The organism is Flavobacterium sp., assembly GCF_046153165.1.
In the GTDB taxonomy this organism is placed as follows: Bacteria; Bacteroidota; Bacteroidia; order Flavobacteriales; family Flavobacteriaceae; genus Flavobacterium.
Genome location: NZ_JBJXEN010000093.1, coordinates 1 through 18,062 on the forward strand (window position 1 = coordinate 1; position 18,062 = coordinate 18,062).

The following is an 18,062-nucleotide window of genomic DNA, read 5'->3' on the forward strand; positions in this document are numbered from 1 at the left end:
TTGCCATTATTTCTAGTTGCAAGTTACAAAGGCAGAACCTTTGAACTTAAATTTAACCTCTTCTCAACACTTCATCAATCATTCCGTATTCTTTTGCTTCGTCGGCAATCATCCAATAATCTCTTTCGGAATCCGTATGTACTTTATCGAAAGTTTGTCCTGAATGGTGTGATATTATTTTATATAATTCGTCTTTTAGTTTCAACATTTCACGTAAGTTTATCTCCATATCAGTTGCAACGCCTTGTGCTCCGCCCGATGGTTGGTGAATCATTACTCGAGAATGTGGTAAAGCCGAACGTTTTCCAGCAGCTCCAGCACATAATAAAACCGCTCCCATTGAAGCCGCCATTCCTGTACAAATTGTAGCTACATCTGGTTTGATATATTGCATGGTGTCATAAATCCCTAATCCTGCATACACGCTTCCGCCTGGAGAATTTAAGTAGATTTGAATATCTTTACTAGCATCGGCACTTTCTAAGAAAAGTAATTGTGCTTGTACGATGTTTGCAATTTGATCATCTATTCCTGTTCCTAGGAATATAATTCTATCCATCATTAATCTAGAAAAAACATCTAGTTGAGATATATTCAACTGGCGTTCTTCTATAATATATGGTGTCATGTTTGTTGGTGTCATTGCACCCACTATTTTATCATAATACATTGCGTTTACACCTTGGTGTTTGGTAGCAAATTTTTTAAATTCTTTTCCGTAGTTCATTTAAATTTTAGTTTAAAAGTTTATGTATTTAAAAGTTTAAAGTTGTTGGACTAAAACTTGTAGTTTTTTAATCTTAAAGCAAAGTTCGTACCTTTTATTTTATGTGACAAACTGTCTTATTATTTTTTTTAAATTTAGAAACTTAAAAAAAAATAAGCGTCTGAATAATATAATTCAGACGCTCAAATATACTAATTATTTATAATTTATTCGCCGTACATAGCTGCAACAAATTGCTCATAAGTAACTTCTTTTGTAGTAGGATTTGCTTTTTCAACTAGCATTTGTAAAAGTTTGTCTTTTGTTACTTGTTCTGACAATCTTTTTACTTCTTCTTGGTTAGACAAAACTCTTGCTACAATTCCTTCTACTTCTTGCTCTGTTGGATTTGTTTGTCCGAATTGTGCCATTTGCTGACGAATTGATCTTGATGTAAAAGATTTTAAATCCTCAAAATTGATTTTGATGTCGCTTTGAGCCAAAGCACGACCTTCAATCATTTGAAAACGCAATCCTTTTTCTGAACGGTAATATTCTGCTTCCGCTTCTGATGGCGATAATTTTTTCTCACCTACAGTTTGCAACCATTTTTTTAGGAATGCTTCTGGCAAATCGAATTTTGTATTTTCGATTAATGCATTAATTACATCATCTGTTAGTTTTTGCTCTGCTTGCTCTGCAAACTGAGATTCAGCATCTTCTTTTATTTTTGCTTTCAAGTCTGCTAAAGAAGCTACATTTCCTTCTCCAAAAAGTTTATCAAACAATTCTTGGTTTAGTTCTGCTGGTTCAGTTTCGTTAATGTTTTCAATAGTAAAGTTTACATCAACTTCTAAACCATGTACGTCATCATGACTTACTTTTAGGAAATCCATTAACTGATGATCGTCTTCAAATAAACCTTTTGTGTTTACCGTAACTACATCGCCAGATTTTTTTCCGATGAATTTTTTAGCTGTTGCTTTATCTTTAAAAATATCTAAAGAAATAGTAATAGGATTGTTTATTCCTTTTTCTTCGTTTGTAAAAGTCCCTGAAACTTCTGTTTTTTCTGAAACAACATCTTTTGGAATGGCAGTTCCAAATTGTTTTTGAATACGGGTTACTTGTCCATCGATTAATTTATCATCAGCAGTAACAATATATTTAACTACATCAGTTTTTGCATCAAGATCTAACGTAAAAAATGGTGCTAATCCTATTTCGTATTGAAAAGTTAGTTCTTCTACTTCCCAATTAAAAATTTCTTTTTCTATTGCTAATGGAGTTCCAAGAAGCGCTAATCTTTCAGCAGTGATGAATCTTTCTAAAGCAAGATCTACAACTTTCTTAACTTCTTCTTGTTTTATCGCTTTTCCGTATTGTTTTTCTACTAAATCTTTTGGTACAGCACCTTTACGAAAACCTTTTACAGTAGCTAGAGGCATTTTTTCGTTGATACGTTTTGCTACTTGACCTTTGTAATCAGTAGGCATTACTGTAATTTCGATAATTTCGGTTACAGCGTTTATTGCTATTCTTCTAATATCCATCTTCTCTTTAATTTACATAATAAAATTGGGTGGCAAAATTACAAAATTTCTGCCACCCAACAAATTTTTAACTTATCGAATTTTGCTATTTATTATCTGGAATAAATTTATACAGAATTGATTGTGAAATGGATAATAAAATGCTAAAAAATAATGCTGTTAAGAATGAACTTATTGTAAATCCGTCTAGCCAATAATCACACAATAAAACCATTCCAGCATTTATAACTAATAGAAATAATCCTAGTGTAAACACTGTAATAGGAAATGTAAAAAATACTAAAACTGGTTTCAAAAAGGTATTTAGCAATGCTAAAACAACGGCAACTTTGATAGCTGTCGTGATATTGTCAACTTGAACTCCGCCCATAAAATAGGAAAGTGCTACAACTATAATAGTTGTGATTAGTAAACTTAAAAGTAGTTTCATAATGTTTTGTTTGTTTAAAATTAATAATTATTTCTTCAAAAATTGTACCGTTTTTTCAAAAAATGCAACAGGATTTTCGGCATGAAGCCAATGTCCTGCATTTGAAATAGTTTCTATTTCGGCTTTCGGGAAATGATGTAAAATGGTTTCAAAATCTGAATCTAGTATATAATCGGATTTGTCGCCACGTAAAAATAAGGTTTCTTTTTCAAATTTATTCTCAAAAGGTAAAGCTTTGCCTATTTCTGAGATTTTCTCATTGAAAACTTTCAAATTGAAACGAAAAGCCAATTGTCCTGGCTCTTCCCAAAATAAATTTTTAAGCAAGAATTGTCGAGTTCCAAAATCGGAAATATATTCAGAAACGATTGCTTCAACTTCTGCGCGTGATGGTTTTTTTGAAAAATCGACAGCATTAAGTGCTGCTAAAATGGTTTGATGATGAACAGGATAAAATTTAGGACCAATATCCGCAACTATCAATTTATGTACTAATTCTGGATAAGTCGTAGCGAGAAGCATGACTACTTTTCCACCCATCGAATGTCCTATCACATCAACGGAAGTTAATTGATGAAATGCGCAATAATCAACCACATCTTGTACCATGATTTCGTAGCTAAAATCGTCGGAATGAAAAGATTTTCCGTGGTTTCGTAAATCTAATGTGTGAACCTGAAATCCTTGTTCTGCATATTTTGTGGCGAGTGTTTTCCAATTGTCTGACATTCCTAAAAATCCGTGTAGAATTAGGAGTGGCTTGCCTTGACCTTCTATTTTTGAGTATAGCATCTTATTTTAATTTCTGCAAATACATATTCACCACATTATCCAAACCTAAATACAATGATTCGGAAATAAGGGCGTGACCAATAGAAACTTCCATCAAATTTGGGATATTTTGATTAAAAAACTGAATGTTATCTAAACTTAAATCATGTCCTGCATTTATCCCAATTCCGAGTTCATGGGCTAAAATGGCAGCTTTTGTATAAGGTTCGATAGCGTTTTTGTTTCCCAAACCATATTGGTGTGCAAAAGCTTCGGTATACAATTCGATTCTGTCGGTTCCTGTAATTTTTGCGCCTTCAATCATTTTGAGAACGGGATCTACAAATATGGAAACTCGAATATTATTGCGTTGAAATTCCTGCGTAATTTCCGTCAGAAAATCCTTGTTTTTAATGGTATTCCAACCTGCATTCGATGTCAAATTATCATTTCCATCAGGAACCAATGTTACTTGCGTTGGTTTTGTTTCTAGAACTAAATCTATAAATGATTGTTCTAATGGATTTCCTTCTATATTATATTCGGTATAAACAATTGGTTTTAAATCTCGTGCATCTTGGTAACGAATATGTCTTTCGTCAGGGCGTGGGTGTATTGTGATTCCTTGCGCTCCAAATTTCTGAATATCGGCAGCGACTTTTAGTAAATCTGGCACATTTCCGCCACGAGAATTTCGTAAAGTGGCAATTTTATTAATATTTACACTTAACTTGCATTGATTTTTAGTCATTATAACTTAATTTGTATTTGTAAATCACAAAAATACAAACTAAAACAAGCTTAGTAACTTATTTTTTAATTATTTTGCAGTAGATTTATACCGCTATGAATATTTTATCAGACTATATTAATAACGATTACAAGCCGCTCGACATTCACGAAAGTGTTGCCGTTGCGCAGGATTTTTTTTTAGAAACTCTATTTTCTCATTTTCCTGTTATGGAAGAAGGTATTTTTGTAGGAAATTTATCTAGTGAGGATGTAGAAACTTTCGATTTTGATAAAAAAATTATCGATTATAAATATACGCTTGAAGGTTTTTTTGCTAAAAGTAATTCGATTTGGATAGATGTACTAGAAGGCTTTGCGAAAAATCAAACCACTGTTTTGCCTGTTCTTGATGAGAGCAATAAATATTTGGGTTATTATGAAATTATAGATGTTATTCGTTTTTTTAATGAAACACCATTTTTAAAAGAATCTGGAGGAATTGTTATCATCGAAAAAAATATCACCGAATATTCTTTTAGTCAGGTTTCACAAATTGTAGAAGGAAATAATGGTCGAATTTTAGGGTTGTTTATTTCCGATTCTACAAATGGAAAAATACAAATAACAGTTAAAATCGCTGCCGGCGGAATGAATGAAATTATTCAAACTTTTCGTCGTTACGAGTATGAAATTATTTCTGATCATCAAGAAGATAATTACATAAATAATCTAAAAGAGCGTTCGGAATATTTAGACAAATACCTTAATATATAGATATTTGTGGATTTGCTAGACAAATAAATCCACGAATAAACAAATAAACATTAAAATGAAAGTAGCTATTTACGGTCAATATTATCAAAATAGTACAGAACCTATTATTAGAGATATTTTCATTTTTTTTAATGAAAATAAAGTGGAGATGGTCATAGAAGAGAGTTTTTTGGCCATGCTTTATGAAAAAAAAATCGTTAAAAGAGAATATAATACTTTTGCTTCTCACAAAGAACTTGATAGTAGTTTTGATATGATGATAAGCATTGGTGGCGACGGGACAATTTTACGAGCTGCAACATTAGTAAGGGATTCAGGTGTTCCAATTCTAGGAATAAATGCTGGAAGATTAGGATTTCTTGCCATGGTTCAAAAAGAAAATATCGAAATTTTTTTGCAATTTGTTATTAATAAAAAATATTCTATATCAGAAAGAACTTTACTGAGTTTGACTTGTATTCCAGAAAATCCAGATATTCAGGATATTAATTTTGCTATGAACGAAATTACAGTAAGTAGAAAAGATACTACTTCGATGATTACTATTGATACTTATCTGAATGATGAGTTTCTAAATTCTTACTGGGCAGATGGTTTAATTATTGCAACACCAACAGGATCTACAGGATATTCATTAAGTTGTGGTGGTCCTATTTTAACTCCAGATGTAGAAAGTTTAGTAATTACACCTATAGCACCTCATAATCTAAATGCTAGACCGCTTGTTATTACAGATAAAACCAAAATTAGACTAAAAGTTTCTGGTAGAGAAGAGCAATACCTTGTTTCGTTAGATTCTAGAATTACATCGATAAAAAATGATACTATATTGATTGTTTCTAAAACACCGTTTAAGATTAATATGGTAGAAATCCCTGAGGAAACCTTCTTAAAAACGTTACGTAACAAACTACTTTGGGGAGAAGACAAACGAAATTAATTTATATCAAAATACTACAACCATTTATTTTTCGTTTTTACATCTATAAAAAACTACTAATTATTTTCTCTGGATAACAAATTTCACTTTGTTAAGAGTTCAGAATTAGTATATTTGCACCCTTATTAAAAATAAATGAGAAAAACGACTTACATTTTAAGCTTATTCTTTCTGTTTCAGATTGCTAACGCACAAATACATGAGATTGGTGTTTTTGCTGGAGGAAGTAATTTTATAGGTGATGTAGGAAGTACTCAATATATTGCGCCAAACATGCCTGCTTTTGGAGTATTGTATAAGTGGAATAAAAACCCAAGGTATTCATGGCGATTTTCAGTAATGCAATCTAAACTAAAAGGAATAGATGCAAATTCTGATTTAAACTCCCGTAAGGAAAGAAATTTTACTTTCGAGAATACAATTACCGAGTTTTCTGCTGGATTTGAATTTAATTGGTTTGATTTTAATTTACATAAATCTGGATTCATCTCAACTCCTTATTTATATACTGGTTTAAGTTATTTTATTTCTGATGACTTATATGTTGTGAATAAAAAGTATATCTCGAATGGGAATTCTGGAGGAATGGCATTGCCTATTATTGGCGGTTTAAAAATGAAAATTGCCGATAGTTTTGTTTTAGGAATTGAAGCTGGAGCTAGATATACATTCTCAGACGATATTGACGGAAGTTTACCTAAAAATGGAAATTTACAAAGTTTGAAATTTGGAAATATAAATAGTAAAGATTGGTACGTGTTTACTGGACTTACGCTAACTTATACTTTTGGAAATAAACCTTGTTATTGTAACGACTAATTAAAATGAGCTTGCTAACTTCTATAAATACCGACAATCTTCCCAAACATTTAGCTATTATTATGGATGGCAATGGTCGGTGGGCAAAAAAACAAGGAATGTTACGCGCTATTGGTCATGAAAACGGAACAAAATCTGTAAGAACAACTGTAGAAGCTTGTGCGAAGCTAGGAATAGAAAATCTTACATTATATGCTTTTTCTACCGAAAATTGGAATCGACCAAAACTGGAAGTAGATTTATTAATGAAGTTACTAATTAATTCCTTAAAAAAAGAATTAGCTACTCTAGTAAAAAATAATATTAAATTAAACTCGATAGGAAATCTTGAAAATTTACCAAAATCTGTTCAAAAAGAATTGATAGAAGTAATCGAGAAAACAAAGGATAACACCAGAATGACTCTTACTTTAGCATTAAGCTACGGATCAAGAGAAGAAATCATAAATGCTGTTAAAAAAATTAGTGATAAAGTTAAAAATAATATAATTTCAATAGATTCTATTGACGATTCAATATTTAATAAGCATCTTTACACGCACAATCTGCCCGACGTAGATTTAGTAATAAGAACCAGTGGTGAACACCGCATTAGTAATTTCTTGCTTTGGCAAATAGCTTACGCAGAATTTTATTTTACCGATGTGTTGTGGCCAGATTTTAGTGAAGAAAATTTATATGAAGCCATTATTAGCTATCAAAAAAGAGAACGTAGATTTGGAAAAACAAGTGAACAAATTAAATAATTTATTTAATACAGTAAACAATACAAAATTAGTATTGTTATTTTTAGTTTTAGTTAGCGCGGTACAAGTTAATGCACAAGATCGCGTTCCTTTTGATCAAGGTAAGACTTATATATTAAAAAAAGTCAGTGTTACGGGGAAAATCACTTATAACGAGCAAACTATTGTTACTTTTGCAGGTCTTGAAAAAGGGCAAAGTATTACAATTCCTGGAGAGGAAATTAGTAATTCGATAAAAAAACTTTGGAAATTAGGTCTCTATAATGATGTTAATTTTTATGTAGATAAGATAGAAGGTGATAGCATTTCGTTAGAACTAAATATTAATGAACTACCTAAACTAAAAGAAGTAAAATTTGTAGGTATCAAAAAAGGAAAGCTAGAAGCTATAACTAAAGATACAGAACTAACATCAGAAAAAATAGTTAATGAAAATCTTATAACAACTACTAAAAATTATATTGAAAATAAATATAAAAAAGAAGGTTATTATAATACAAAAGTAAATATTGTAACTACCGAAGATACAGCAACTATAAATCATGTAAATATGGTTGTAAATGTAGATAAAGGTAAAAAAGTTAAGGTTAGAAAAATAACAATAAACGGTAACACACAATTTTCAGATTCGAAAATTCGTGGTGCTATGAAAAACACGAAACAACAAAGTGTTCTTCATATACTAAAATCATCAAAATATATTAAAGAAAAATACAAAGAAGATTTAACTTCAATTATAGACAAGTACAAGCAGAACGGTTATCGTGATGCAAGAATCGTGTCAGATTCTGTGACTTTTGATAAAGAAAAAAACAAAATCGCAATAAGTTTAAATATCGAAGAAGGTAATAAATACTATTTTGGAGATATTAAGTTTTTAGGAAATACTGTTTATAGCGACCAACTTTTAAGTAGTTCTCTTGGTATTAAAAAAGGTGATGTATATAATGGAGTTCTTTTAGAGGAAAGAATTGCAGACAAATCGAAACCTGATGGAGATGATTTAACCAATCTTTATCAAAACAATGGTTATCTTTTTTCTACAATTAATCCTGTTGAAGTAGGTACGTCAAACAATATTATAGATATGGAAATTCGTGTAATAGAAGGACCACTTGCTTATTTTAATAAAATATCTGTTGTAGGAAATGATAAAACAAATGATAGGGTTATTTATCGTGAATTAAGAACTAAACCAGGAGATATATACAGTAAGGAAACTTTAATTAGAACGATTCGTGAAATAGGACAATTAGGTTTCTTTGATGCAGAAGCAATCAAACCAGATTTTGAAAACGTAGATCCGGCCGCAGGAACTGTCGATATTAAATATAATTTAGTTGAAAAAGGAGCTAGCCAAATAGAATTGCAAGGTGGTTATGGTGGAGGTGGATTTATAGGAACATTAGGTCTTTCTTTTAATAATTTTTCTATAAAAAATATTTTCAAAAAAGAAGCTTATCATCCATTACCTATGGGAGATGGTCAAAAATTATCATTGCGTTTACAAGGAAGTACAAATTTTCAAACCTATAGTTTTTCATTTTCAGAACCATGGTTTGGTGGAAAAAAACCTATAAGTTTTTCAACATCATTGGCCTACACTAAACAATTTGGTTATAATTCATCTTATAGAGCAGATAAATCAAAAAGTATGAACATTTTTTCAGTATCGGTAGGTATTGCAAAAAGATTGCAAGTTCCAGATGATTTCTTCGTACTGTCGCATGCTATAAGTTATCAACATTATGATTTAAATAATTATAGTAGTTCTCTATTTACCTTTGGAAATGGGGCTTCAAGAAATTTAGCTTATACAATAGGATTAAGCAGAAATAATAAGGGAACAAATCCAATTTTCCCTACCTATGGATCAGAGTTTAGTCTTACTGGGAAATTTACTTTGCCTTACTCTTCATTTAGTGGATTTAACTACGGAGATTTAGAAAATCAAGAGGAATATAAGCTAAAGAACACTGTTGACCGTTCAAATTCGTTAGATGGTAACGGAAATATAGTTCAAATAGGTGATTATATTGATGCTTATGGTAATAAAGTTGTTGATTATAGATTAGCTGCTGTCGATAGAGGTAAAGTAGATCAGAAAAAATTTAATTGGTTAGAATATTATAAAATTAAGTTTAAAGCAGAATGGTTTACAAAAATTTATGGTAAATTAGTTTTACGTACACTTGGAGAATTTGGTTATTTAGGAGCATATAATCAAGGAAGAGGAATTGTTCCTTTTGAAAGATTTGTAGTTGGAGGAGATGGTTTAGGCGGAAATTACATGACTAGTAATGAAAACATACAAGTAAGAGGTTATAAAAACAATGGAAGTTTGTCTGTAAACGGGAATAATGGAGATCCTATTTATAATAAATTTTCATTAGAACTAAGATATCCAATTACATTAAAGCAAACAGCTTCAATTTATGCTCTTACATTTGTAGAAGGAGCAGGATCATATGGTAATTTTAAAACATATAATCCGTTTGTAATACAACGTTCTGCAGGATTAGGATTAAGGGTATTTATGCCTGCTTTTGGGTTGTTAGGGATAGATTTCGGACATGGTTTTGATGCGCCTCAAGGAACTACAGTTAAAAACGGATGGGAAACACATTTTATAATAGGTCAACAATTTTAATTATATTTGGCACGATAGTTGAACTTAACATTTCAAGTTTATGAAAAAGTTTTTTTTATTGTTACTAATTTTTGGAATTACTTTAACAAGTAATGCGCAAGCAAAAGGAGCTAAAATTGGATATATTGATATGGATTATATCCTTGAAAATGTACCTGAATACAAAGAAGCATCTGTGCAATTAGAGCAAAAAGCTCAAAAATGGAAACAAGATATTGAAGTTAAGAAAAATGCAATTAAAAAATTAGAAGAAGTTCTTAAATCTGAAAGGGCTTTACTTACAAAAGAACTTATAGACGAAAGAGAAGAAGAAATTAAGTTCCTTGAAAATGATTTGATAGATTATCAACAAAAGAGATTTGGTTCGAATGGGGATTTTATGATTCAAAAAATATCTATTGCAAAACCTGTACAAGATCAAGTTTTTACGGTAGTTCAAGATATAGCAGAAGCAAGAGGATATGACTTTATTTTTGATAAATCGTCCGATTTAACTATGCTTTTCTCTGCTAAAAAGTTTGATATTAGTGATCGAGTTGTAAAAACCATTGTTAATGCAGAGAAAAGAGAGCAAATAGGTAAAAAACAACTTAAAGCTATTCAAGCAAAAGAAGATGAAAAAGAAAAAACAGAAGACAATCCAGCTTTAGCTGAAAGGCAAAAAATACTTGACGATAAAAAAGCTTTAAGAGAAAAAGCGATTGAAGAGCGTAAACAAACGGCAGCTCAAAAGAAAAAAGATTTTGAAGAGAGACGAAAAAGACTATTAGAAGAACAAAAAGGAAACAAACCTAGTACAACTATTGATTCTACTTCGACTAAAAAATCAGCATTGGATGATTACAATAAAATAGAAGATCGCAAATTAGCTCAAGATTCTATTAAAAATAATAAAGAAGCAGCTCGCCTAAAAAGTATAGAAAATAATAAAAAAACACTTGAAGAGCGTAAAAAGGCATTAGAAGAAAAAAAGAGAAAAATAATGGCTGATAGAGAAATAGCAAAACAAGCAAAAGAAAAAAAATAGTAAAAAAGCAAAACTTTAAAATTAATTAATACACTAATACTAAAAATGATGAAACAGATTAAAACTTTACTTATTGCAGCAGTTATGTTTTTTGGTGCTAGCACAATGAATGCTCAGACAAAAACAGCACACATCGATGTTAACGATTTATTATCTAAAATGCCAGAAATGACATCTGCAAAAGCACAGTTGGATAAACTAAGCAAAACTTTCGATGCAGAATATGGTACAATGGTAACTGAATACCAAACAAAAATGAAAAAATACGAAGGTGAAGCTGCAACTGCAACTGAAGCTATAAATGAGACTCGTGCAAAAGAGATGCAAGACATGGGACAACGTATTCAACAATACAGAGATTCTGCTCAAAAACAATTGCAAGATAAAGAACAAGAAATTGTAAAACCAATTATGGATAAAGCTAAAGCTGCAATCGTAAAAGTTGGAAAAGCAAAAGGATATCAGTATGTTATGGATTCTGCAAGTTTAATTCTTGCTGATGGTCCTAATTTATTTGAAGATGTAAAAAAAGAATTGAAATTTTAATAATATAATTTTACCTTAAAAAGGTTAATTAAATTAATTTTCAAAAATAGCTTAATCGGAACAGAATTAATTTTGTTCCGATTTTTTTATGCTGCAATTTTAGGGTATGTTTTTTTAGGAATTTAATAGTCTCTGGGAACTTATGTCTTTTTATTATCTAGGATGATTATAAATCGAGCTTATCTTAAATCTCCAATGTAGATGAAATTTTATTCTAAATATGTTTCTAAAATAGATTTTTATGATAATATCGGACGGAAATGTATTTGTCTTTAGAATTTTATAAAGTGTAGAAATAGAAATAAGTAATAATATAAATACCATTTCTAAATTAAAAAAGAAAGTCCTGTTTCATTACAAAACAGGGACTTTCTTTTTTAATACATATTTAATAATTATCTTATAACAAACTCAATACGTCTGTCAGTGTCAAATTGAGCTTCAGAACAGTTTGTTTTACAATTAGAGAGTGATTTGCTTTCTCCATAACCTTTAGCTTCTAATCTATCGCTATTAATTCCTTTTGTAATTAAATATTTTTTGGCTTCCTGTGCTCTTTTGTTAGATAAAACCATATTGTATTTATCAGAACCTCTAGAATCTGTGTGAGCATTAATTGTAATTTTCATTTCTGGATTGGCGTTTAAAACGTCAAATATTTTGTTTAATGACAATGTAGATTCTGTTTTTATAGATGCTTTATTAAAATCGAAATAAATATTCTCTACGGTAATAATATTTTCTTTAATTTCTGCTTTTGTCTGATTTAATTCAATGTTTATATTTGAATTACTATTTGTAGTATATATTGGCATTTCAAAATCTAAATAACCATCTTTCTTGGCAACAATCAAATAATTTTCTGACGGTTCAACATCAAAATTATAACTTCCATTATTACTAGAGATTTGTGTAGCAACTTCTTTTCCATCTTCATCTACTAAACTAATTCTAGTATTTGGTAAAACAATTTCACTTTGTTTTTCAGTTACTAAACCTTTTAAGTTTAAAGGTGTTTTTTGTAATTCGAAATGGTAAATATCGTATAATCCGGCACTTTCTGATCTGTTTGAAGTTACATAACCACTGTTTTTTGTAGCAAGGATAAAAGCAATTTCATCTGAATATGTGTTAATTGTTTTTCCTAAATTTAAAGGTGTTGTATATCGAGTCTTTTTTATTTTTGATATAAACACGTCTTGTCCGCCGTAACCGTTGTGTCCATTTGAAGAAAAATATATTTCTTTATTAGTTGGTGAGGCGTAAGCAAATTTTTCATCTTTGTTCGTATTTATAACTTCTCCTAAATTAATAGGGTTTACAGGTATTCCATCGGTATTAATTTCGGCAACATAAATATCAAAACCTCCAAAACCACCAGACATATTTGATGAAAAATACATCTTTTTGCCGTCAGGAGTAATAGAAGGGTTTTCTATAGAATAACTTACACTATTAAAATCAATTGCGATCTCATTAATCCATGTATATTTATTAGAATCAAAAACAGACTTATATAACTGATAATTTTTAGAATTTCCTTCTGCACTTTTAGTATAGTATACTGTTTTTTCATCGATAGAAAAAGCTAATCCTCCCTCATTTCCTTTAGAATCTAAAGCATACGCAAAGAAATTTGGTCTAGATAAGTTTCCTGTTCTATCCATGTTTAAGCAATATAAACTGTTATAAGGATTGTTAGTGTATTCGTCTTTTCCTGCCCCAATTGCTCCAGTTTTTCTAGATGAATACATAATGTATTTACCCATAAAAAAAGTAGATCCTATGTCTGACAATTTTGTATTTATTGCAGTTGGAACTACAGTATATAAATCTTTTGTTTCGTCAAAATTAGAAATAGGCGAGGTCTCTAAATCTTCGTTTTTAATAAATGAATCTTGAGCAAAATTTATGGTTGAGATAAATAAAGTTATAATTGTAAATATTGATTTTTTCATAAAAATATAATTGAAAAACTTGTTGTTTTTGATAATGTGGCGCAAAATTATCATTTCCAATCAATTATATGCATGAAAATAGGTGAAGTGTAAAAATAATCGATAAACAACAAGCTGTTGCAATAATAGTGATCTTTTTACAGTAATAAATGAGGGATAATCTTAAGATCAACAAATTAATAATCTGATTATAAAGATAATAATTCTTCTAAATAATCTCTTTTATTTGATAAACGAGGAATTTTGTGTTGTCCTCCTAATTTATCTTGATTTTTTAACCAATCGTAAAAAAGATTTTCACGTGCTATATTTATCGTTAGCTGATTTAGGGTCATATTATTGTAGCGTTTGGCTTCGTAATCAGAATTGAGTGATTGAATGTTTTCATCTAAAGTTTTTGCAAAAAATGCTACATTGTCTGGTTTTTTTCTGAATTCGATAATCCATTCGTGCGAACCTTTTTCTTTATCTTTCATAAAAATAGGGGCAACTGTGTAGTCTTTAACTTCTGAGTTTGTGACTTTACAGGTTTTAGCAATAGCCATATCAGTATTTTCGACCATCAATTCTTCGCCAAAAACATTAATATGATGCTTTGTTCTTCCAGTAACTCTTATTCTGTAAGGGTTTAGCGAAGTGAATCTCACCGTATCTCCTATTAAATAACGCCATAATCCAGAATTTGTAGTAATAACAATTGCATAGTTTTTGTTGATTTCTACTTCAGCTAATCGAACTATTTTCTCATTTGGTGTGCCAAAAGCATCCATTGGAATAAATTCGTAAAAGATTCCGTAATCTAACATTAATAATAAATCACTAGAATTGTTTAAATCTTGTATAGCAAAAAAGCCTTCAGAAGCATTGTATATTTCATAATATTTAAAATCTTGTTTTGGTAATATTTTTTTGTATTGATCACGATAAGGATCAAAACTTACACCACCGTGAAAATAGACTTCAAGATTGGGCCAAATATCAAATAAATTGCTTTTCCCAGTTTCTTCTAATATTTTATTTAATAATACCATCATCCAAGACGGAACACCTGCAAAACTAGTTACATTTTCTATTTTTGTTTCGTTTACAATAGCGAGTAGTTTAGTTTCCCATTCGCTCATGAGCGATGTTTTATTACTTGGTGTGCTACTAAATTCAGCCCAAAACGGCATATTATCTATTAGTATTGCTGACAAATCACCAAAAAAGGAATTATTATCTTCATACAATTGCTTGCTTCCGCCTAAGCGTAAACTTTTGCCAGTAAATAGTTGTGAGTTTTCGTTGTTATTTAAATACAAACATAACAAATCTTTGCTTCCTTTGTAATGGCAATCTTCTAATGCAGAATTGCTTACAGGTATAAATTTACTTTTTGCATTAGTAGTTCCGCTCGATTTTGCAAACCATTTGATTGGTTCATTCCAAAAAACGTGCTGTTCTCCTTTTCTAGTTCGTTCTATGAGTGGTTCTAAATCCTCGTAATTCGAAATTGGAATTCGTTCCTGAAATGTATTGTAAGATTTCATCGAATCAAAATCATATTGCTTTCCAATAATTGTATTTTCTGATAATCTTATAAGATTCATCAGTAATTCTTCTTGCACTTCATTAGGGTATTTTAGAAACAACTCAATTTGATGAATACGTTGTTTCAAAAACCATGAAGCAATAGAATTTATGATTGGTAAAGGCATTTTCTGAATTACGAATTATGAATTATGAGTTACGAATTATAACTTTACCAAAAATAAGATTTTTTTTTAAAAATCCTAATTCATTAAATCTAAAATAGCAAATGCAATACGAAGGAGTTTTAACCAAAATGCAAACCGAAATTGGGAATCCAATTCAATATTATTTGATATTTGAGAACAGTTTTTTAAATGTAAATCAGTTGCTTGGGAAAGAGTTGGAGATCAGTTTTCAAGGTTATCAATGTTTGAGTTGTAACAAAAAAAAGAAAATTTTTAGACAAGGATTTTGTTACGATTGCTTTATGGGAAGTGCATCGGCGGGAGATTGGATTATGAAACCAGAACTAAGTACAGCACATTTAGATATTGAAGATCGAGATTTAGTTTATGAGAAAAAAGTACAATTACAACCACATATTGTTTATTTGGCATTGTCTAGTGAAGTAAAAGTTGGGGTAACTCGAGGTTCGCAAGTTCCTACTAGATGGATAGACCAAGGTGCCGTGCAAGCCATTCCTATTGTAGAAGTGCCTAATAGATACTTAGCAGGTATTACAGAAGTAGCATTAAAAAAACTTTATGCAGATAAAACCAATTGGCAGAAAATGCTAAAAAATGAAGTTCCAGTTGCCGATTTAATAAAAGAAAGAGCAAGTTTAAAATACTTGATACCAAAAGAGGTGCAGGAATTTTATAATCAAGATAAAAATGATTTGTACGAATTGGAATACCCTGTATTGCAATATCCTAAGAAAGTTTCTAGTCTAAACTTAGATAAATCTCCTAATTTTTCAGGAAAATTATCTGGTATAAAAGGACAATACTTAATTTTTGAAGACGGAACAGTATTTAATGTGAGAACTTTTGAAGGTTATGTAGTTAAGATTAGTTTGTAGATTTCTTTTTTAAAAATTGATTGACTATTTTCTAATTTTCTCTTCAATTGCTTCTAAAATCTTTACGTAATCTTCTTGTTTTTTTACAAAATCAAAATCAGAAACATCAATTACTAAGACATTCAAGTCTGTTTGTGATTTTATATAATCTAAATAACCGTGGTTTATTTTTTCTAGATATTCTGCTTTAATTTCTTGTTCGTAGCTTCTGCCTCTTTTTTTGATGTTTTTGAGCAATCTATCCGTATTTTGGTATAAATAAACATACAAATCAGGTTTTTGCATTTCTTTATAAATAATGTCAAAAAGAGTTTTGTATAGTCTAAATTCGTCTTCTTGCAATGTCACTTTTGCAAAAATTAATGATTTGAAAATATGATAATCGGCAACAACAAAATCTTTAAATAAATCAAACTGAGATAAATCGTCGGATAATTGTTGGTATCTATCAGCCAGAAAGGACATTTCTAGAGGGAAAGCATATCGATTTTGATCGTTGTAAAATTTGGGTAAAAAAGGATTGTCAGCAAAACGTTCTAAAACTGTTTTAGCATTAAAATCTTCAGCAATTTTTGTAGATAAAGTTGTTTTTCCCGCGCCAATATTCCCTTCAATAGCAATATAATTTAATTGATTTACACTATATTTTTTTAATACAGAATCTAAATTTGAAACAATTTTACAGTCACTTTTGTCTTCGCAAGTTTCAATCAATTTTTTAATTGATTTTTTAAGAATTGGATGCTTCCATTCGAGTTTCAAATCTAGCATAGGTAATAATACAAAAAGCCTATTTTGCATTTGCTGATGCGGAATATTTAATACTTCAGAATTGTGCATTTGTTCATCAATCGCAATAATATCAATATCGATAATTCTTGCTTGATAGTTGTTGGTATCTTTTCTAATTCTGCCTAATTTTTTTTCGATTGAACCAATTTTTCGCAATATTTTTTCAGCAGAAAATGGAGTGTGTAAAACCAAGGCGCAATTATAAAAAGGATCACTGTCAAAACCCCAAGATGGTGTTTCATATAGATTGGAAATACGTAAAATTAATCCAATTTTCTGATGAATTAATTGGATGCAATTTTCGATATTTTCTAGACGATTTCCCTGGTTACTACCAAGTGATAAAACTACTTTTTGCTGCATTTTCATATATAAAGCAAATTAACTAAAAAGAAATTTACAATCTTATTATATTTGCTAAGTGTTAATAACTAATTTAAGTTGTAACAAATTCAATAAAAACACGACTTATAGGTATAAATATTTAATTATGAGATTTTTAGGAAACGTATTGTCAACCATTGTTGGTTTGTTTATTTTTTGCATGTTAAGTTTTTTCGGATTATTGCTTATTGCAGCTGTTTTTGGTGGGAATTCAGCAACAACTGTTGTCGAGGATAATTCAGTTTTAGAGCTAAATTTAGAAGAAGTGACAAATGATTATGGAGGAAAATTTAATTATGAAGATATAGGTTTTTATGAAGCCAATCACGACGGCTTAACAGATATTCTAAAAGCTATTGAAGCAGCAAAGACCGATGATAAAATAAAAGGAATTTCAATTCTAAACAATACTTTAGAACTAGGTGTTGCACAAACCAAAGCCTTGCGTGATCAATTGGAAGATTTTAAAAAATCTGGAAAATTTGTAATGGCTTATGGAAATGTATATTCTCAAAAAGATTATTACTTAAACTCAGTTGCGAATACTGTTTATTTGAACCCTGTTGGAGAGCTTGATTTCAAAGGACTTTCGACCGAAGTTATGTATTACAAAGATTTTCAAGACAAAACAGGATTGAAAA

17 protein-coding genes are annotated in these 18,062 nt (G+C 30.1%); 9 read left to right on the top strand and 8 right to left on the bottom strand.

Annotation, left to right across the window (positions count from 1 at the left end):
* Positions 1-52: 52 nt before the first annotated feature.
* The 5 genes from clpP to ACKVOV_RS10800 all read right to left on the bottom strand — a co-directional run bounded on the left by clpP (position 53) and on the right by ACKVOV_RS10800 (position 4,211).
* Positions 53-727, bottom strand: a complete 675-nt coding sequence (gene clpP, locus ACKVOV_RS10780) for an ATP-dependent Clp endopeptidase proteolytic subunit ClpP (protein WP_409206765.1) — start codon at positions 725-727, stop codon at positions 53-55.
* 206 nt (positions 728-933) lie between these two features.
* Complete coding sequence (locus ACKVOV_RS10785; RefSeq protein WP_409206766.1) at positions 934-2,259, bottom strand: trigger factor; 1,326 nt, start codon at positions 2,257-2,259, stop codon at positions 934-936.
* Between the two features lie 85 nt (positions 2,260-2,344).
* Positions 2,345-2,689 carry a phage holin family protein gene (locus tag ACKVOV_RS10790; protein ID WP_409206767.1) on the bottom strand — a complete coding sequence of 115 codons (345 nt, stop codon included), beginning with the start codon at positions 2,687-2,689 and terminating at the stop codon, positions 2,345-2,347.
* A 27-nt stretch (positions 2,690-2,716) separates the two neighbouring features.
* A complete protein-coding gene (locus ACKVOV_RS10795; RefSeq protein ID WP_409206768.1) occupies positions 2,717-3,481 on the bottom strand; it encodes an alpha/beta fold hydrolase in 765 nt (254 codons plus the stop codon).
* A gap of 1 nt (position 3,482) precedes the next feature.
* Positions 3,483-4,211 carry a pyridoxine 5'-phosphate synthase gene (locus tag ACKVOV_RS10800; protein ID WP_409206769.1) on the bottom strand — a complete coding sequence of 243 codons (729 nt, stop codon included), beginning with the start codon at positions 4,209-4,211 and terminating at the stop codon, positions 3,483-3,485.
* 95 nt (positions 4,212-4,306) lie between these two features.
* On the opposite strand from ACKVOV_RS10800, the gene ACKVOV_RS10805 reads away from it, so the two are divergent.
* The 7 genes from ACKVOV_RS10805 to ACKVOV_RS10835 all read left to right on the top strand — a co-directional run bounded on the left by ACKVOV_RS10805 (position 4,307) and on the right by ACKVOV_RS10835 (position 11,694).
* Entirely contained in the window at positions 4,307-4,966 is a 660-nt protein-coding gene (locus tag ACKVOV_RS10805; RefSeq protein ID WP_409206770.1) for an acetoin utilization protein acuB, read from the top strand.
* 55 nt (positions 4,967-5,021) lie between these two features.
* Positions 5,022-5,906 carry an NAD kinase gene (locus tag ACKVOV_RS10810; RefSeq protein ID WP_409206771.1) on the top strand — a complete coding sequence of 295 codons (885 nt, stop codon included), beginning with the start codon at positions 5,022-5,024 and terminating at the stop codon, positions 5,904-5,906.
* 135 nt (positions 5,907-6,041) lie between these two features.
* Entirely contained in the window at positions 6,042-6,725 is a 684-nt protein-coding gene (locus tag ACKVOV_RS10815) for a DUF6089 family protein (RefSeq protein WP_409206772.1), read from the top strand.
* Between the two features lie 5 nt (positions 6,726-6,730).
* Positions 6,731-7,471 (top strand): isoprenyl transferase, encoded by a 741-nt coding sequence (locus ACKVOV_RS10820; protein WP_409206773.1) that lies wholly within the window; start codon positions 6,731-6,733, stop codon positions 7,469-7,471.
* Positions 7,404-10,121, top strand: a complete 2,718-nt coding sequence (gene bamA, locus ACKVOV_RS10825; RefSeq protein ID WP_409206774.1) for an outer membrane protein assembly factor BamA — start codon at positions 7,404-7,406, stop codon at positions 10,119-10,121. Before ACKVOV_RS10820 ends, bamA begins: the two co-directional genes overlap by 68 nt.
* A gap of 40 nt (positions 10,122-10,161) precedes the next feature.
* Complete coding sequence (locus ACKVOV_RS10830) at positions 10,162-11,148, top strand: OmpH family outer membrane protein (protein WP_409206775.1); 987 nt, start codon at positions 10,162-10,164, stop codon at positions 11,146-11,148.
* Between the two features lie 48 nt (positions 11,149-11,196).
* The gene (locus ACKVOV_RS10835) at positions 11,197-11,694 is read left to right on the top strand and encodes an OmpH family outer membrane protein (RefSeq protein ID WP_348075076.1); all 498 of its coding nucleotides are present in this window, start codon (positions 11,197-11,199) and stop codon (positions 11,692-11,694) included.
* A gap of 395 nt (positions 11,695-12,089) precedes the next feature.
* Here ACKVOV_RS10835 and ACKVOV_RS10840 read toward each other — a convergent pair whose 3' ends face one another.
* Positions 12,090-13,652: an OmpA family protein gene (locus ACKVOV_RS10840; protein WP_409206776.1), complete on the bottom strand. Its 1,563-nt coding sequence runs from the start codon at positions 13,650-13,652 to the stop codon at positions 12,090-12,092.
* 188 nt (positions 13,653-13,840) lie between these two features.
* Positions 13,841-15,349 carry a GH3 auxin-responsive promoter family protein gene (locus ACKVOV_RS10845; RefSeq protein ID WP_409206777.1) on the bottom strand — a complete coding sequence of 503 codons (1,509 nt, stop codon included), beginning with the start codon at positions 15,347-15,349 and terminating at the stop codon, positions 13,841-13,843.
* Between the two features lie 101 nt (positions 15,350-15,450).
* Here ACKVOV_RS10845 and ACKVOV_RS10850 point away from each other — a divergent pair, with 101 nt between their 5' ends.
* Positions 15,451-16,245, top strand: a complete 795-nt coding sequence (locus ACKVOV_RS10850) for a DUF2797 domain-containing protein (RefSeq protein ID WP_409206778.1) — start codon at positions 15,451-15,453, stop codon at positions 16,243-16,245.
* Positions 16,246-16,269: 24 nt separating this feature from the next.
* Here the strand turns inward: ACKVOV_RS10850 and folK are convergent, their stop codons facing one another.
* Positions 16,270-17,406 carry a 2-amino-4-hydroxy-6-hydroxymethyldihydropteridine diphosphokinase gene (gene folK, locus ACKVOV_RS10855; RefSeq protein ID WP_409206779.1) on the bottom strand — a complete coding sequence of 379 codons (1,137 nt, stop codon included), beginning with the start codon at positions 17,404-17,406 and terminating at the stop codon, positions 16,270-16,272.
* Positions 17,407-17,527: 121 nt separating this feature from the next.
* Here folK and ACKVOV_RS10860 point away from each other — a divergent pair.
* Positions 17,528-18,062, top strand: a 535-nt coding sequence (locus tag ACKVOV_RS10860; protein WP_409206780.1) for a S49 family peptidase, incomplete at its 3' end; no start/stop codon positions are given.

What these genes read in the sequence shown, in the direction of transcription:
- clpP (WP_409206765.1), bottom strand. Translation starts at nt 727, where the DNA reads ATGAACTACGGAAAAGAATTTAAAAAATTTGCTACCAAACACCAAGGT.
- ACKVOV_RS10785 (WP_409206766.1), bottom strand. Translation starts at nt 2,259, where the DNA reads ATGGATATTAGAAGAATAGCAATAAACGCTGTAACCGAAATTATCGAA.
- ACKVOV_RS10790 (WP_409206767.1), bottom strand. Translation starts at nt 2,689, where the DNA reads ATGAAACTACTTTTAAGTTTACTAATCACAACTATTATAGTTGTAGCA.
- ACKVOV_RS10795 (WP_409206768.1), bottom strand. Translation starts at nt 3,481, where the DNA reads ATGCTATACTCAAAAATAGAAGGTCAAGGCAAGCCACTCCTAATTCTA.
- ACKVOV_RS10800 (WP_409206769.1), bottom strand. Translation starts at nt 4,211, where the DNA reads ATGACTAAAAATCAATGCAAGTTAAGTGTAAATATTAATAAAATTGCC.
- ACKVOV_RS10805 (WP_409206770.1), top strand. Translation starts at nt 4,307, where the DNA reads ATGAATATTTTATCAGACTATATTAATAACGATTACAAGCCGCTCGAC.
- ACKVOV_RS10810 (WP_409206771.1), top strand. Translation starts at nt 5,022, where the DNA reads ATGAAAGTAGCTATTTACGGTCAATATTATCAAAATAGTACAGAACCT.
- ACKVOV_RS10815 (WP_409206772.1), top strand. Translation starts at nt 6,042, where the DNA reads ATGAGAAAAACGACTTACATTTTAAGCTTATTCTTTCTGTTTCAGATT.
- ACKVOV_RS10820 (WP_409206773.1), top strand. Translation starts at nt 6,731, where the DNA reads ATGAGCTTGCTAACTTCTATAAATACCGACAATCTTCCCAAACATTTA.
- bamA (WP_409206774.1), top strand. Translation starts at nt 7,404, where the DNA reads ATGAAGCCATTATTAGCTATCAAAAAAGAGAACGTAGATTTGGAAAAA.
- ACKVOV_RS10830 (WP_409206775.1), top strand. Translation starts at nt 10,162, where the DNA reads ATGAAAAAGTTTTTTTTATTGTTACTAATTTTTGGAATTACTTTAACA.
- ACKVOV_RS10835 (WP_348075076.1), top strand. Translation starts at nt 11,197, where the DNA reads ATGAAACAGATTAAAACTTTACTTATTGCAGCAGTTATGTTTTTTGGT.
- ACKVOV_RS10840 (WP_409206776.1), bottom strand. Translation starts at nt 13,652, where the DNA reads ATGAAAAAATCAATATTTACAATTATAACTTTATTTATCTCAACCATA.
- ACKVOV_RS10845 (WP_409206777.1), bottom strand. Translation starts at nt 15,349, where the DNA reads ATGCCTTTACCAATCATAAATTCTATTGCTTCATGGTTTTTGAAACAA.
- ACKVOV_RS10850 (WP_409206778.1), top strand. Translation starts at nt 15,451, where the DNA reads ATGCAATACGAAGGAGTTTTAACCAAAATGCAAACCGAAATTGGGAAT.
- folK (WP_409206779.1), bottom strand. Translation starts at nt 17,406, where the DNA reads ATGAAAATGCAGCAAAAAGTAGTTTTATCACTTGGTAGTAACCAGGGA.